Below are 15,264 nucleotides of genomic sequence, written 5' to 3'. Positions count from 1 at the left end.
ATGAGCCCTGACGTGAATCCATCCTTCCAAGAGTTGTTCGGTCACCCCGCCCAAGTCGCCGTGCATGCCCCCGGGCGGGTGAACCTCATTGGCGAGCACACCGACTACAACGGCGGCTTCGTGCTGCCCATGGCCATTCCCCAGCAGACCCACGTCGAGTTGCGGCGGCGGGACGACCGGCGCGTGCGGGCCTTCAGCGCCAACAAGAGCCAGGCCGGCGAAATCCTCGAGTTCGAGCTGGGCGCCGAAGCCGCCGGCAAGGGCTGGCTCGACTACGTGCAGGGTGTCACCCACGTGCTCCAGCGCGAGGGTCACACGCTGTCGGGGGTGGAGCTGCGCATCTCCTCCGAGGTGCCGCTCGGCAGCGGGCTGTCCTCGAGTGCGTCCCTGGACGTGGGCCTGCTGCGCGCGCTGCGTGCCGCGTTCTCCCTTCCCCTGGACGACGTTCAGCTCGCGCTGCTCGGCCAGCGCGTGGAGGTGGACTTCGTGGGCGCTCCCGTGGGCGTGATGGACCCCATGGCCGCCAGCATCGCGGGGCTCGGCGTCGCGCTCTTCCTGGACACGCGACACATGAACTTCGAGCGCGTTCCCCTCCCCCCAGGCGTGGACGTCGTCATCATCAACTCGGGCGTCGCGCACAACCACTCGGCGGGTGATTACCGGGTGCGCCGCGCGGAGTGTGAGCGCGCAGCGGCCCTCCTCGGCGTTCCCCAGTTGCGCGACCTGCCCGAGGCGGAGCTTGCCCGGACCGAGCGTCTGCCCGATCCCCTGGGCCGGCGCACGCGGCACGTCGTGACGGAGAACGCGCGCGTGCTCGCCACGGTGGAGGCCCTGCGCGCGGGCGACTTGAAACGGCTCGGCCAGCTCTTCTACGCCTCGCATGACTCGCAGCGCCTCGACTACGAGGTGTCCGTCCCCGAGATCGATCTGCTCGTGGACCTGGCCCGCGAGGACTCGGACGTCTATGGCGCGCGCCTCACGGGCGGAGGCTTCGGTGGCTCCGTCGTGATGCTGGCGCGTGACGGCACCGGCACCGCCGTGGCCCAGAGGATCTCCGAGCGCTACGCGGCCCGTTCCGGCCAGCGCCCGGCGATCCTCCTGCCACAACCCACCGGCGCCTAGCGCACCAGGAGGTCGGGCCGCGCGCGGCCCTCGATGCTCACGGTGGGCCAGCGCGGATCCACCGTGAGGATCTCCACGCCCTGCTCTCCCACGATGACGGTGTCCTCGATCTTCGCACCCGGCAGGGACGGGTTCCATGCCACGGCGTTGTGCGGCTGGAGCACCTCGGAGGAGTCCGGGCCCGCGACGACGTCGCGGGACAGGTAGCCACACGAGCCGCCCTGGTGATGGTAGGCCTCGGCGCCCTTGTGGCCCAGCGCCGCGTAGGCCTTCACGATGGCCGCGTACACGGCCCCCAGCGTCTCGCCCGGACGCGAGGCGTCGAAGGCCGCGGCCTCGACACGGGCCACGTCCGCCACCAGGTGCCGCTCGGTGGGGGTGGGTTGGCGGAAGTAGACGAAGCGGGTGAGGTTGGCGAACAGCCCATGCCGGCGGCCGCAGAAGACGAGCATGGCGCGCTCGCCCAGCTTCTCGTGGCTCGCGGTGGCGTGGCGGTGCAAGGGCAGACGCCGCTCTTCCCCCACCAGCGTCAGCGCGGGGTGGATGCCCCGGGCCCACAACGCCTCGGCGCCAGCGCCCGCCAGTTCCCAGCCCGTCCACTCCGGCCGGGCCGCGAGCAACACCTCCGTCATCGCCTCGGCCGCGTCCCGTCCGAGCACCCGGTAGCGCTCCAACTCCTGGGGCAGCGGGGACCAGCGGGCATGGATCAGTTCGACGGGCAGGGGGAGTTCACCCAGGACGGGCCGATCGGACGCCACCCGGGCCCCGTTCCGGTGCGTCTCCACGAAGGACTCGCGCTGGGCCTTGTCCGCCCAGGGGCCGGACCAGATCTTCAACCCCGGAGGCACTTCCTCCTCCTCCAGCCGGGCCGCCTCGATGGCGTCCGTGAGCACCCAGGCATCCTCCCGGGTGATGAGCACCTCGGCCACGCCCACATCGGTCGTGAGCAGGACGACGTTCGAGCCGCCGCAGGTGGCCCAGCCGAACCAGTCCACGCCGCGCAAGCGAACCGCGCCCAGACCGTGCTTCACCAGGGCCTCGCGCACGCGCGCCAGCTTCGTTTCCAGCTCGTTCACTTGGAGCCCTTTCCTTCCTGGGCGGCCGCCTGCAGCCGCTGCCTCAACCGGGGAACGACGTAGGACAGATCCTCGGGCGCCTTCACGGGCTCGAAGCGCGAGGTGACGGGGTTGTCCCGAGGCACCTCGATGAAAGCCACCGACAGCAGGGCGCGGCCGTCGGGACCCACGAGCGCGCTGGCCTCGCTCGTGATCTGCTCGAGCTGGATGACCTCCTGCCCGTCCACCTTCTTCTTCGCCACCTGGAAGGGCAGCTGGATGTCCTTGTCGAGCAGGGCCGCCAGCGTGAAGGCGAGGTTGTTGGTGTTGATGAGCCGGTGCTGCTTGGAGTCCACGTGCTCGACGAGCTGGGGATGGTCGCCGATGCGCACCGGCGCCGCGCCCGTGTCGAGCGTGCCATTCTGGTTCGCGCGCGGCGTCACCTCGATCGTCATCTCCCGGCCGAGCTTGAGATGAAGGCCGATGATGATGGGGTCCAGCGTCGCGCCCATGTTGTCCACGTTGGAGAAGAACACGTGGCGCACACCGCGCTGGCGCAGGAGCGCTCCCGTGCCGCTCTCGCGCAGGGCGCGGATGAAGTCTCCGTGTCCGGAGGGTGCGAAGGACAACTCCCCGTCAGCGTCGCGGAACAGCTCCCAGTTCGGCGTGAGCCTCGGCAGCATGCGCTGCTGGAACAGCAAGATGTCCTGGCCCAGACCCCGAGGCTTCACGTAGGCCTCGATGCCCTCGTGCGTGAGCGGGGAGGTCATCAGCACCACGGGGACCGAGGCCCCATGACGCTGGGCGACTCCTCGGATGTTCTCCAACCGCAGTTCCAGGAAGGTGCGATCGTCGAGCAGGGGCGCCAGCGCCTTGACCGCGCCACCGAAGCGCGTCCCCGCGCCCCCCACCAGGATGAGCATGGAGACCTCTCCGCGCCGCAGGGCCTCCGAACCCAACCGGTAACACTCTTCGTAGAGGGGCGTGCCCGCCTGGGGCACGGCCTCGATGTCGGAGGGATCCAAGGGGCGGAGTTCCACCGCGGGCTTGGAGGGTCCGGCGCGCTGCGCCTCCTGTCGGACCTGAGCCACCAGTGCTTCAAACTTCTTCGGGTCGAAACCTTGGGACGTATCGGTCATGGCCGCTCCGTACTTAAGCCGAGGGACTGGAAGCGGCAATGGTCTCCTCGCGGCCCGGGTTCCAAACTCCGTTCCATTGACGGTCCGCGGCATCCCGGGCAGAGATGGCCCCGTGATCCTCCCCCTGGTGGCCGCGTTCCTGACAAGCCAGTCCCCTCCCGCCCCAGCTCCGGGACCGAACGAACCCGAGGAGCCCAACCGCCGCCAGCAGACGGTCGTCACGGCCTCGCGCGCGGAGCGCAAGCTGGAGGACGTGGTGGTGGCCACCGAGGTCATCACCCGGGAACAGATCGACGCACTCGGCGTGAGGGACCTGGGACAGTTGCTCCAGCAGCAACCGGGCGTGGAGCTCGTCTACACCTTCCGGGGCGTGGGGCTGCGCCTGCAGGGATTGGACCCCGAGTACGTGCTCGTGCTCGTCGACGGCGAGCGGGTGAGTGGCCGGGTGGGCACGACCCTCGACCTGGGACGCTTCAGCCTGCGGGAAGTGGAGCGGGTGGAGATCGTCAAGGGTCCCGCCGCGGCGCTCTACGGCGCGGATGCGATGGGCGGCGTGGTGAACCTCATCACGCGGCGCGTCCAACGTCCCCTGGAACTGGGAGGCCGGGGCATGTTCGGAACCCTGCTGGAGGGGGACGCGCGCGCGAACGCCGGCACGAAGCAGGGCCCGTTCGAGCTGAGGGTGGGCGGTGGCTTCCGCCGGCGCGATGCCTATGACTGGCAACCCGAGGACGCGGCCACGAGCGGCGCGGCACTCCAGCGGTTCGATGGAGACCTGTCACTCGCCTACGCGCCGGATGAACGGACGCGCGTCTGGCTGCGCGGGGGATACGCCCGGCGCGACGAGAACGCCGTGGATCTCAACCCCTCGGGCGCCGTGCTGGACCGGCGCCAGCGGCAGGAGCAGTTCGACGTCTCGCTGGGGAGCCGGCATCAGCTCGCGGATGGCCCCTCCCTGCTCGTCCGGGGACACTTCGGGCTGTTCCGGGAACAACTCCTGCAGGATCAGCGCGGCTCCCGGGCGCTCGATGACTACTCCCAGAACTTCACCCGCCTCTACGAGGGCCTGGTGCAAGGAGACCATCGCCTCGGCGCCCATGCGCTCACCGGAGGCGTGGAAGTGCTCGGCGAACGGCTCAACTCCGCGCGGTTGGAGCGCAGCCCCGTGTCCCGGATTCGCGGCGGCGTGTTCCTCCAGGACGAGTGGGACGTGCTCCCGGGCACGGACGGCGAAGGCCTCCGCTTGAAGGTGGCGCCGGGCCTGCGCTTCGACCTGGATTCCCAATTTGGTGGCGCGCCCTCGCCCCGGCTCGCGATCAAGCTGGACCCGAGCCCGGCCCTCACGGTGCGCGCGTCCGCGGGGCTGGGCTTCCGTCCGCCGTCCTTCCAGGAGCTGTACCTGCGCTTCACCAACACGGGCATCGGCTACGTGGTGTCGGGCAACCCCGACCTCACGGCCGAGCACTCCGCGGCGGTGAACGTCGGCGTGGACTGGCGGCCACCCCTCTCCGGCTGGCTCTTCTCCGCGAGCGCCTTCCATACCCGGCTGCGCGACCTCATCAACGTCACCGCCGGCGGGGTGCCGAATCCCGACGATCCGGTGACCTTCAATTACGAGAACGTGGCGCGCGCCTACACCCAGGGCATCGAGCTCAATGGCCGCGTCAAGCTGCCCGTGCGCTCGACGTACCTGGATCTGGCGTACACGTTCCTGGACGCGAGGGATCTCACCCGCGACCGCCCGCTGGAGGGCCGCTCCCGGCATCGCGTCAACGCGCAGCTCACCACGCGCTACCGCCCGCTGAACCTCGAGGCCGTGGTGCGTGGCTCCTGGGTGAGCTGCCGGACGTACTTCCTGGGCGTGGGGGGTGGCATGGCCAATGTGATTGGCTATGGGGAGGACACCCCGACCGGGGCGCCCGCGTACGTGGACCTCGAGGCGCAGGTGACCTACCGGTTCCGCTCATCGGGAATCGAGCTCTTCGTCAACGGGTACAACCTGCTCAACGCGGGCGATCAACAGTTCAACCCCCGCCCGCCGCGAGGCGTCCTGGGCGGCATCCAATGGGACTACTGATGCGGCGACACGACATGGTGCCCTGGCTGGCGCTCCTGATGGCGGGCTGCGCGCCGGACCTGCGCGAGGACTACCCCTTCGATGGGCAGATCTCCGCCGGGCCGCTCGTCGAGGTGACGCCCCGAGAGGATGGCAGCGCCATCGTCCTCGTCGACGCGACGAGCAAGTCGGGCACGGTCTACTTCGACCTCGACGAGGGCCGGGAGATGAAGACCGACGAGGCCCTGGACAGCAATGGGTGGGATCTCGCGTTCCAACGCTTCACCGTCACGTCGAATGGAGGCGGCGGCAACCCCACGGGCGAGGTGCGCGTGGCGGTGCTCCAGAACAATGATTGGGATGCCCTCACGACCGCTCCCGCCGAGGGCTATCAACAGGACGCCTCGGAGACGGTCTTCAACGGCGTCCAGGGCGGCTGGTACGGCTACGATCTCGTGAAGCACCAGCTCCTGCCGCGCGAGTCCCTGCTGTACGTGGTCCGCAGCAGCCAGGCGCGCTACTTCAAGCTGCGGATGCTCTCGTATTACGACAGCGCGGGCACCCCGGCGCGGCTCTCGTTCCAATACCAGCAGGTGGAGACCCCCACCGAAACACCCTGATCGCGAGCCGGACCAAAGGCAGCCATGGAAAAAAGGCCAGACGGGATAGAGCGGTCCGTCTGTTCTGGGAATACGGCTTCTCCTGTAAAAATGAAGCCAGACTGTCACAGAACCTCCGTGCACGACCCCCGGCGGGCACGGTAGACGGGCAAGGACTCCCATGCCGGGAGCACGTGCTGATGGCGGCCTCGCCTTCGGGGGCCGTCCGCCGGTGCGCCACACCCAGGGCCTGCCCATGCGATTGTCATTCCGACTGGTGTTGACGCTTCTTCTGCCACTGGCGCTCGCGCGCTGCTCCGACCCAGAACCGGCTCCGCAGGAGTACACGGTGGGCGGCACCGTGACGGGCCTCGAGGGCAGCGGACTGGTGTTGGAGTATGGCGGCGAGACCCTGGCGATCTCCAGTGACGGCGCCTTCACCTTCGAGCGCAAGGCATCCACGGGCAGCACCTACGTGGTCAAGGTAGCGACCCACCCCGCCGAACCCACCCAGGAATGTATCGTGACCCATGGCGTGGGCTTCATCTACACCGCCAATGTCACGGACGTCACCGTGACGTGTGGTGTTCCGGCCTTCAAGGTGGGCGGCACCGTGACGGGGCTCGTGGGCACGGGCCTGAAGCTCAGGAACGGGGCGGAGACGCTGAACGTGACGGCCAATGGCGCCTTCCAGTTCGCCACCCCCGTGGAGAGCGGCGCGGCATATGCCGTCACCGTGGCCACCCAGCCCACCGGCCCCGCGCAGCGCTGCACCGTGTCCGGCGGCGAGGGCACCGTGGGCAGTGCCGACGTGACCAGCATCACCGTCAACTGCGACACCTCGAAGTTCACGGTGGGCGGATTCGTCAGCGGACTCAACGGCACCCTGGTGCTGAGCACTGGCAGTGGGGCCCAGGAGCAGACGGTGACCCTCACGGGCACGGGCTCGGCTGGCAACACCTCGTTCGCCTTCCCGACGGGAGTCGAGGCGGGCACCCCCTATGACGTGAAGGTGAAGACGCCTCCGGAGAGCCAGAACTGCACCATCTCCCGGGGCACGGGCACGGTGGGCAGCGCGAACATCACCAACATCGCCGTGACGTGCACGACCCGCGCGTACCTCGTGAACGTGACGGTGAGCGGTCTGGTGGGCTCGGTGGTCGTCAAGAACAACGACTCGGATTCGCTCACCTTCACGACGAACGAGACCAAGGCCTTCAACAACCGCGTGACCGAGGGCGGAAGCTACTTCGTCACCGTGGGCACCCAGCCCGAGACCCAGACGTGCACCTCGGAGCAGACCGCGTCCGCGCCCATCGGCACCTCGGATGTGACGGTGAAGGTCACCTGTGTGACCAATCAGTTCTTCGTGGGCGGCACGGCGAGCGGCCTCGGCACGGGTGAGACCGTGACGCTGACCAACGGCGCGGAAGAACTGCCCGTCAGCGCGAATGGCGCCTTCCAGTTCACCCAGAAGGTGGATCAGGGCGCGGCCTATGACGTGGCGGTGAAGACGGCCCCCGCGGGCAAGCAGTGCAGCGTGGCCAACGGCTCGGGCACCGTGGGCGGCGCCGACGTGACGAACGTGATCGTGGCGTGCTCGGCCACCACGTACACCGTGGGCGGCAACCTGAGCGGACTCGCCACCGGCGGCACCGTGAAGCTGCGCAACAACGGCGGCGACGAGTTGACCCTGACGGCGGACGGCGGGTTCACCTTCGCCACCCCCGTGGCCGAGGGCGGTGGCTACACCGTCACCGTCTCCGCGCAGCCCACGGGCCAGCACTGCACGGTGGCCAATGGCAGTGGGACCAACCTGAGCGCGAATGTCACCAACGTGGCCGTGACCTGCGCCAACCTGTACACGGTGGGCGGCACCGTGACGGGCCTGTCGAGCGGCAAGACGCTGGTGCTCACCAACAACGGCGGGAATGACCTGTCCGTCGCGGGCGGCAGCACGACCTTCACCTTCACCACGGGCCTGTTGAGCGGCGCGGCCTACGCCGTGGCCGTGAAGACGCAGCCCGTGGGGCTCAACTGCACGGTGGCCAATGGCAGCGGGACGGTGGCGTCCGCCAACGTGACGACCGTGTCGGTCACCTGCGTCGTATCACCCACCCGGGTGTCCGTGCTGCGCGTCGGTGATGGCGCCGCCGCGCTCAGCGGCGCCGCCGCCGCCGTGACCATCGATACCTACGACGTGGTCTCCGGCACGCGCACCGCCACGACGCCCGTCACGGGTCTGACCATCGCCGGTTCCTCTGGCTCCGAGGGATTCCTGAGCCGGTCGGCGGACAGCCGTTACGTGGTGTTCGCGGGCTACAGCGCCCCCGCCGGTACGGCCAGCGTGGCGGGCACTACCTCGAGCGCGACGCCCCGCGTGGTGGGTCGCATCGATAGCGCGGGCAGCGCCTCCGTCGTCGCGACGTTGGACGCCGCCTTCAACACCAGCAACGTGCGTTCGGCCACCACGGTGGATGGATCCGCCTACTGGGTCGCGGGCAACGGCGCCTCTGCCAGTGGAGGCGTCCACTACGTCACCGCGGGCTCCACGGGCGTGTCCACGCAGGTCCTCAAGGATCCCAACAACTCGCGCGTGGTCAGCGTCTTCGGCGGACAGCTCTACTTGAGCACGGGCAGCGGTGACTACCGGGCCGTCTCCGCGGTGGGCACGGGCCTGCCCACGGCCTCGGGTCAGACCGCGACGGTGCTGTCCGGTCTTCCGGTCGGCACGACGCTCACGTCGCCCTACCAGTTCTTCTTCGTGGGCGATGCCACGCTGTACATCGCGGACGATGGCAACAGCGGCGGCGTGTTCAAGTTCACCAAGGACGGCTCGGGCAACTGGAGCCAGGCGACCTTGACCAACCCCGGTCCCGCCGTGGGCGTGGCCGCCGTCGTGGACGGCACGACCGTGCACGTCGTGGCAACCCTGAAGGGGAACGAGAACAAGCTCGTCACCTTCGTGGATGATGGAACGAGCACCGCGGCCGTGACCACCGTGGCCACGGCGCCGGCCAACTCCGCCTTCCGCGGCGTGGCTCCGGCTCCGAACCCGTAGTCCCATCTTCCGCGCCTCGCGGAAGTGCCAACGGCCCGGGTGTGCACCTGCTCCATAGCAGGGCCACTCGGGCCGTCGTCTTTCCAGGCCCCGCCCCGCTCAGGACGCGCGGGCTTCCGGAGGGGCCCCACCCGGTGTCAGCGAGGGCTCGCCTCCGTATCAAGCGCGGGCGCCGAAGTACCCGGCACCGGAGCACTCGCGGGCGGTGGTCCAGCGGAGGTCGAGTCCTCGGACGTAGACGACGGAGTGGAGCTAGCCGGGAGTTGTTCGTCCGGAGCAAGGGGCGACGAGGGCTCATCCCAAGCCGAGGGCGGTGCCTCGCCCACCACCTCACCTTGAGCCGTCACCGCGTACTCATACGACCAGTCGAGTACACGCCCGACAGGGCCGCCGCACCGGTCGAAGCGTTGATGCAAGACCACGAAGTACAGGCCCGATTTGGGATCCTTGAAAACGGCGACATCCAACCCCTGCTCGGGACTGGAGCACCCCTCGAACAACCGCGCGTCGTCGTTCTGGCGCACCATCTCACGAACGGCGGCCGCAGCGGCGATCGCGGCGCCCGCCTCCATGGGCGCACCGACAAGGGGAGTCGAAGCCGGGTCCGGCCACTCGATGTGCCTCTTGGGGGTCAGCCCCAGCCAGGCGCAGCCTCCGTTCCCCAAGGAGAGGGCCACCAGCATCCACCACAGGCAACGGCGCCCTCCGAATGGGTTCATGTTGTCCACTTCGTGTCTCCGCGCCGGGAATCCATGGCTACTCACTCAGCAATCGTAGGGGTTCATTTTCACAACGAGGCGTTTTGAATCGGCTGCCGCGCTCTCGGGGAGAGCATTGCCCCAGAGCGACCCACCGAGCCCTCGCATCGCTCCACTGTTGAATCTCACCCGTGGGGAAATAGCGCAGGAAGATTCGTGTGCCGTCAGGGCGCTCGGCAACCACCGCCGAGGCAATCTCGACGGCGACGTTCCCGTGAACCGCGGGAATCGGATTGCCGGGAATCAGGCGCACTTCCGCCATGGCCACATAAGGGTTGAATGCATCCGTGGGCCATGTCCCGAGGTCCCCCGATGATGGAGGGCTCCCACAAGGATGATTGTGGATATAGCCCACGACCCATACTTGGGATGCGGGGTAGTCATCGTCTTCCACGCGCGAGAAGGGCTTACACGACCCATGGCTCCCCATCACGGGCTCAGTCACCCGCCAGGAAAGGGAATCCTGGGAGCCAGCGACGTAGACCGTCGAGCAGTACTCCGTTGAGAGACCTACGATGGGAAGGTGCGTCACCGGGTCACAGACCCTGGCACCGGGACGCTTGAGCAATGCGTCGGCCATGTCCCGGATCAATCCGATGGGAATGGAGGTGTCGTCAGTGCTCGATTCGACAGCGGGTACTTCCGCCCAGGGACCCTTGGGAATCTCGACAACGCGTGCACGAGATGACGAAGAGGGGCCCGCGCAACCCAAGCAGAAGACGAGCAACAGCTCCCAACGTTTCACGGGTCATTGGCCTTTCGCGAGTCCTCGCCACCCTATCAGACGAGCACAAGCAAGGGCGACAACCTCCCCGCTCAGGACGCGCGGGCTTCCGGAGGGGCCCCACCCGGTGCGAGCGGCAGGAATCTGCGGCGGCACGTGGGCCCGATGAGCGTGAGCGCGCCCTGGGCCGCGAGCGCCAGCAACGGCCGCAGCAGCTCGGTGCCTCCGCTCAACGCGGGGTTGAGCGGTACGTTGAAGCACAGCGCCTCGCCTTCCCTCTCGGGCTCGCACGGAGCCAGCGCCTGCACCAGCCGGTACATCGCCTCGTTGCCCGCCAGCACCCGAACCTCGAAGCGTTCCACGCCCCGCTCCCGTGCCGCCGCCACCAGGATGTCCATCAGCACGCGGCCCAGGCCCTTGCCCTGGGCGTCGTCCACCACGGTGATGGCCATCTCGGCCACCTCGGGTGTCTCCTCCAGACGGATGAAGCGGGCCACGCCCAGCCCCACCTCCTCGCCCGTGTCGTCCCAGGTCACCGCGCCAATGGCCACGTGCCGCTCCCCATCCACCGCCGTGAGGTAGCGCAATTCCTCCTCGCTCAACCGGGACTTGGCGGACAAGAAGCGCTGGAAGCGCGAGCGCGCGGACAGCCGCGCGAACCCCTCGCTCAGCAGCGGCGCGTCCTCGGGGCACACCATCCGCACCTCCGCCCACGTCCCATCCAGGAGCATCAGCCGCTCCCGGTAGTGCGCATGAAAACGGCGGTGGGTGGCCATCGTGAACCTCCGGGTTCCCCCACAAGGTGCGTCTGATGCCGCATCGCGTCAAGTCGCCCTGGGAAAGAAGGACGCGCCCGGTGTGGACCGGTGGACAGGGGGGTGGATGGAAGTCGGGAACTGTTTGGGGCTGAATAGAGGGGCGGCGCCCACGTCCTGAGTGCCATTCCCGCTTGCCTGCTCCACCCCCTTATGCGTTCCCCTCTTCCATCCCTTCCTCGTTTCGCCTCGGTCCTCACGCTCCTGCTGTTGAACAGCGGTTGCAACACCGCCTACCGAGAAGCCTTCGCCCGCGCCAAGGAAGCGGCGCTCAAGGGTGACTTCCTGACCGCGGCCCGGGGTTACCGCGACGCCTGTCGCGCCGCGCCCGATGACGAGGACGCCTGTAGCCGCGTTCCCCTCTTCTCCGTCAAGGCGACGGATCAGGCCATCCTGAGTGCCCGGCCGGCATGTAACGCTGGCGACCTCGACCGGTGCCTGCCGCCCCTGCTCGACGCCCGGGATCTGCTGCCCGCCCACACCGAGGTCAACTCGATGCTCGACTCGGCCAGCCAGGTCCACATCGAGCGCTGCGCCAACCAGTGGAAGAACAACGGCCAGGTGGGCACCGCGGTGGCGGGCTTCGCCTGCCTCCAGTCTCGAAGCCACCAACTGCCCGTGGCCGCCTATCAGGATCTCCTCTCCGCGCGCGCGAGCGAGCTCTCCTCGCGCTTCGTGACCCTGGCCACCACCGCGCGCGCGCAGGGCACGGAAGGCGCCGCCGCCGTGTTGTGGACCACGGCGCAGTGCCTGGCGCCCGCGGACACGACGAACGCCCAGGCGCAGCAGTCCCGCGAGGGCTTCCTCGCCCAGAGCGCCATTCCGGTCGTGGCGGAGCTCGGTGGCCGCATTCCGCCGCCCGTCGCCCAGGGGCTCGCCTCGCCGTGCATGAGTCTGGCCTCGGGCCTGCCCCGCTGGGCCCGGTGCGCGGAGACCGGAACGATGCCCGGCCAGCCCGAGCCCCTCCAGCTCCACGTGGACGCGCTCATCCAGCGCGTCGTGGAGACGGTGTCCGAGGACATCAACAGCGTGAACTACGTGAGCGGAACCCGCCAGGTGCACAATCGCCGCTACGACGAAGCCCGGGAGCGGGTGGGCCACGCCGAACACGCCCTGCGCGCGGCCGAGAAGGCCCTGTCGAACAAGGAGTCCGAGTGCAAGAACGCGAAGGACACGCACGACGCGAGCTGCGTCGGCTGCCCGAAGCCCGCGCCCACGAGCTCTCCCTGCGACGACGCCAAGAAGCTCGCCCAGGAGCGGGACTTGCGCGCCCGGGAGCGTCACGCGGCGGGCCGTGAGCTGGACGACACGCCCGAGACGTTGACCGAGGACGTGTACGACACCTTCACCTACCCCGTGCGGACATACCACTGGAGCTCGCCCTTCCAGTTCACGCTCGAGACGAACACCGCGGGCGCCTCGCTCCCGGTGCGGCAGGCGGGAGAGCTGCGGTTCGCGGACGCGGAGCACGTGGGGTTCCGGCCCGCGGGCCTGGAGGCGGATCCGCTGGTGATCCCTCCCCCTCATGCCTATTCGGAGGCCTTCCTCGGACAGCTCGCGCCCCACGTCTTCGCGGCGGTGCAGCATGACGCCCAGGTGCGAGGCGCGGCGCGCCGGGCCTCCTGCGCCAGCCTCCCCGCGGAGTGGGGCACCCCCTGGGTGCAGTGCTGGGCGGAGGCCACGCTCTGGGAGCGCGGCTCGGAGCCGCCGCCCGACGAGTTCCTGCGGCTGGTGGCGTCGAGCACCGGGGCCTCCGAGCAGCCCCAGTGTCGCTGACAGAACACACACACATCCGATGAGCGGAGTTGGGAATACATAGACATACCAACTCCGCTCGCTAAATGACACACTGCATCCGCCACCGGGAGCAGGGCATCCGTTTCACTGGAGGAAAACACGAGCACGTATTGTCTGTGAACAAGCTTCTCCGTACCGTGCGGCCTCGAAGTAACAACCCCTGTCGCCGCCACGAGAGGATCAGACCATGACGCCTGTTTCCCAGATGAACATGCCGATGCAGCCCGGAATGAACCCCATGATGGGAATGCACCCGATGCCGATGATGGGCATGAATCCCATGATGGGCATGAACCCCATGATGATGGGCATGAATCAGATGCCGATGATGGGTGGCATGATGGGCATGCCGATGATGGGCATGAACCCCATGATGGGTGGCATGCCGATGATGGGCATGAACCCCATGATGGGAGGTATGCCCATGATGATGCCCATGATGATGCGCATGCCCATGATGAGCCGGATGACGTGCGAGATGGGTAAGGAGGGGATGATCTGTCGGATGATGCCCATGGACGCCGGGCAGATGGAGATGATGAAGGACTGCTGCGAGGCGATGAACTCCATGATGGCCATGGGGATGCCGATGATGATGATGTGCAACGGCATGCCCATGATGATGTGTAGCGCCAAGTAGCCGCCCCGCTCCGCACCGGAGCATGAGCACGAGAGCCAGCGCGTCCCCTCACCCGGGGTCCGCTGGCTCTTCGCGTTAGCCGACCGTCTCCGCGTACGTCATCACCAGGTACATGGTGGCGTCCACGTCACCCACGTTGCGATAGACATGGGCCACGTCCGCCTCGAACAGGATGGCATCGCCCGCGGCCAGCACGTGGCGCTCCTCGCCCCGCTCGATCTCCACCGAGCCCGACGTCACCACCAGGTTCTCCATCGTTCCAGGAGGGTGGGCGTCCGCCTCCTCCACGGCCCTCGCGGCCAGCCGCAGCTCGTAGAACTCCACGCGCCGGGGCTCGTCGAAGGGAAAGAGCGCCCGCGACACGAAGCTGCCGTCGTGCGAGGCGAGCCGCTTGGACTGCTGCGAGCGCATCAACCGCGTCCCGCTCTGGGCCGTGGTGCTGATGAGCGCCGAGAAAGGAATGCCCAGCGCCCGGGCGATCTTCCAGATGACGTTGATGGTGGGCGCGCTCTGGCCCAGCTCGATCTGCCCCAGCATCGCCCGGCTCACCCCGGACGCCTTGGCGAGCCGCTCCAGGGACAGGCCTCGCTGGGTGCGCAGACGGCGCAGGTTGCGGCCCACGAGGGGCGCCAGATCGGTCGACGACTCCGCGTGCGCCACTTCATAGGCCCACGCCTCGTCGGAGGAAGGCGCCTCGGGAGCGGGTGGCTCCGACTTCCTCGGACCCTGCTCCCGCTTGCGGCCCTTGGCGGCGGGAGCCACGGGAGACTCCACGTCCTCGGAAGAACCAGGGGTGTTTTCTCGGACTGATTTCACGTGGGCCAGACCATGACCCACACCCACACCGGCGTCCAGCGATGCATGGGCACGAGTGCGCCAGTCGACACCTGCCTGGACGCGCGCCGTTTGCGGAACTCCTCGAGGTTGATGACTTCGGCGGCCTGACTCATGGGGGGGTCATCTCCAATGACCAAACCTTGTTCGTCCAAGGTGGCGGACGCAATATCCGTTTTAGCGGAGGCAGTGTCAAATCACCCCCTGGGACGAAGGGCAGGCAGGCATCACCACCTGGAATAGGCTCGTCCTCCTGGTCGAACGGCGGGTTTTCCGAGAAGGAGGGACGGACCATGGCGAAGAAGGAGGACACGGCGGAGGGGTTCCACCACCCATTCGCCCGGTTACAAGGTCTGCGCGACACCCTGCCTTCCTCCCAACCCGAGAGACGTCCGGAGGACTTTCCCGACACGCCACCCCCCCATGGACCCGAGCGCGTCACCCTCCGCAGGGAGAACACCCGCGGTGGAGAGGAAGTCACGGTGGTGGAAGGCCTGGGCCTGAGCTCCCCGGAACTCCAGGCGTGGCTCCAGGCCCTCCAGCGCGGTCTCGCGTGCACGGGCTCGGTCGACGGCGAGCGGCTCGTCCTCCGGGGAGATCACCGCTTCAAGCTGCCGGACCTGTTGCTGCGCCGGGGCGTCAAGCGCGTGGTCCACGGCTGAGC

The 15,264-nt window shown here is 68.4% G+C and carries 14 protein-coding genes; 6 read left to right on the top strand and 8 right to left on the bottom strand.

Going from position 1 to position 15,264, the window contains the following annotated elements; all coding sequences use genetic code 11:
• Positions 1 to 12 precede the first annotated feature (12 nt).
• Positions 13 to 1,122 carry a galactokinase gene (gene galK, locus MEBOL_RS28525; protein WP_281256598.1) on the top strand — a complete coding sequence of 370 codons (1,110 nt, stop codon included), beginning with the start codon at positions 13 to 15 and terminating at the stop codon, positions 1,120 to 1,122.
• Here galK and MEBOL_RS28520 read toward each other — a convergent pair.
• Together MEBOL_RS28520 and MEBOL_RS28515 are read right to left on the bottom strand one after the other, a co-directional pair.
• Complete coding sequence (locus MEBOL_RS28520; RefSeq protein WP_095980405.1) at positions 1,119 to 2,198, bottom strand: M24 family metallopeptidase; 1,080 nt, start codon at positions 2,196 to 2,198, stop codon at positions 1,119 to 1,121. The two genes, galK and MEBOL_RS28520, sit on opposite strands and share 4 nt — an antisense overlap.
• A complete protein-coding gene (locus tag MEBOL_RS28515; RefSeq protein WP_095980404.1) occupies positions 2,195 to 3,316 on the bottom strand; it encodes a UTP--glucose-1-phosphate uridylyltransferase in 1,122 nt (373 codons plus the stop codon). The genes MEBOL_RS28520 and MEBOL_RS28515 overlap by 4 nt, the downstream gene beginning before the upstream one ends.
• A 112-nt stretch (positions 3,317 to 3,428) precedes the next feature.
• Here MEBOL_RS28515 and MEBOL_RS28510 point away from each other — a divergent pair, with 112 nt between their 5' ends.
• From MEBOL_RS28510 to MEBOL_RS28500, 3 genes are all read left to right on the top strand, one after another.
• On the top strand, positions 3,429 to 5,393 hold the full coding sequence (locus tag MEBOL_RS28510) for a TonB-dependent receptor plug domain-containing protein (RefSeq protein WP_170115609.1): 1,965 nt from the start codon (positions 3,429 to 3,431) through the stop codon (positions 5,391 to 5,393).
• A complete protein-coding gene (locus MEBOL_RS28505; protein ID WP_157775581.1) occupies positions 5,393 to 5,992 on the top strand; it encodes an HmuY family protein in 600 nt (199 codons plus the stop codon). The genes MEBOL_RS28510 and MEBOL_RS28505 overlap by 1 nt, the downstream gene beginning before the upstream one ends.
• A 160-nt stretch (positions 5,993 to 6,152) precedes the next feature.
• A complete protein-coding gene (locus MEBOL_RS28500) occupies positions 6,153 to 9,032 on the top strand; it encodes a beta strand repeat-containing protein (RefSeq protein WP_170115608.1) in 2,880 nt (959 codons plus the stop codon).
• 137 nt (positions 9,033 to 9,169) lie between these two features.
• On the opposite strand, the gene MEBOL_RS28495 is transcribed toward MEBOL_RS28500, so the two are convergent.
• Together MEBOL_RS28495 and MEBOL_RS28490 are read right to left on the bottom strand one after the other, a co-directional pair.
• A complete protein-coding gene (locus MEBOL_RS28495) occupies positions 9,170 to 9,751 on the bottom strand; it encodes a hypothetical protein (protein WP_157775575.1) in 582 nt (193 codons plus the stop codon).
• A gap of 855 nt (positions 9,752 to 10,606) precedes the next feature.
• Positions 10,607 to 11,290 (bottom strand): GNAT family N-acetyltransferase, encoded by a 684-nt coding sequence (locus MEBOL_RS28490; RefSeq protein WP_095980399.1) that lies wholly within the window; start codon positions 11,288 to 11,290, stop codon positions 10,607 to 10,609.
• 192 nt (positions 11,291 to 11,482) lie between these two features.
• On the opposite strand from MEBOL_RS28490, the gene MEBOL_RS28485 reads away from it, so the two are divergent.
• Positions 11,483 to 13,105 (top strand): hypothetical protein, encoded by a 1,623-nt coding sequence (locus tag MEBOL_RS28485; protein ID WP_095980398.1) that lies wholly within the window; start codon positions 11,483 to 11,485, stop codon positions 13,103 to 13,105.
• 201 nt (positions 13,106 to 13,306) lie between these two features.
• On the opposite strand, the gene MEBOL_RS43800 is transcribed toward MEBOL_RS28485, so the two are convergent.
• The 4 genes from MEBOL_RS43800 to MEBOL_RS42000 form a co-directional block, all read right to left on the bottom strand.
• Complete coding sequence (locus tag MEBOL_RS43800; protein ID WP_281256597.1) at positions 13,307 to 13,438, bottom strand: hypothetical protein; 132 nt, start codon at positions 13,436 to 13,438, stop codon at positions 13,307 to 13,309.
• A gap of 3 nt (positions 13,439 to 13,441) precedes the next feature.
• Positions 13,442 to 13,762 carry a hypothetical protein gene (locus MEBOL_RS41425; RefSeq protein ID WP_157775572.1) on the bottom strand — a complete coding sequence of 107 codons (321 nt, stop codon included), beginning with the start codon at positions 13,760 to 13,762 and terminating at the stop codon, positions 13,442 to 13,444.
• Between the two features lie 79 nt (positions 13,763 to 13,841).
• Complete coding sequence (locus MEBOL_RS28475) at positions 13,842 to 14,528, bottom strand: helix-turn-helix domain-containing protein (protein ID WP_281256596.1); 687 nt, start codon at positions 14,526 to 14,528, stop codon at positions 13,842 to 13,844.
• 50 nt (positions 14,529 to 14,578) lie between these two features.
• On the bottom strand, positions 14,579 to 14,716 hold the full coding sequence (locus tag MEBOL_RS42000; RefSeq protein ID WP_170115607.1) for a hypothetical protein: 138 nt from the start codon (positions 14,714 to 14,716) through the stop codon (positions 14,579 to 14,581).
• Between the two features lie 177 nt (positions 14,717 to 14,893).
• Here MEBOL_RS42000 and MEBOL_RS28470 point away from each other — a divergent pair, with 177 nt between their 5' ends.
• Positions 14,894 to 15,262: a translation initiation factor gene (locus MEBOL_RS28470; RefSeq protein ID WP_095980395.1), complete on the top strand. Its 369-nt coding sequence runs from the start codon at positions 14,894 to 14,896 to the stop codon at positions 15,260 to 15,262.
• Positions 15,263 to 15,264: the final 2 nt, after the last annotated feature.

It is taken from the genome of Melittangium boletus DSM 14713, from assembly GCF_002305855.1.
In the GTDB taxonomy this organism is placed as follows: Bacteria; Myxococcota; Myxococcia; order Myxococcales; family Myxococcaceae; genus Cystobacter; species Cystobacter boletus.
This window is presented reverse-complemented; position numbering and strand designations above follow the sequence as displayed.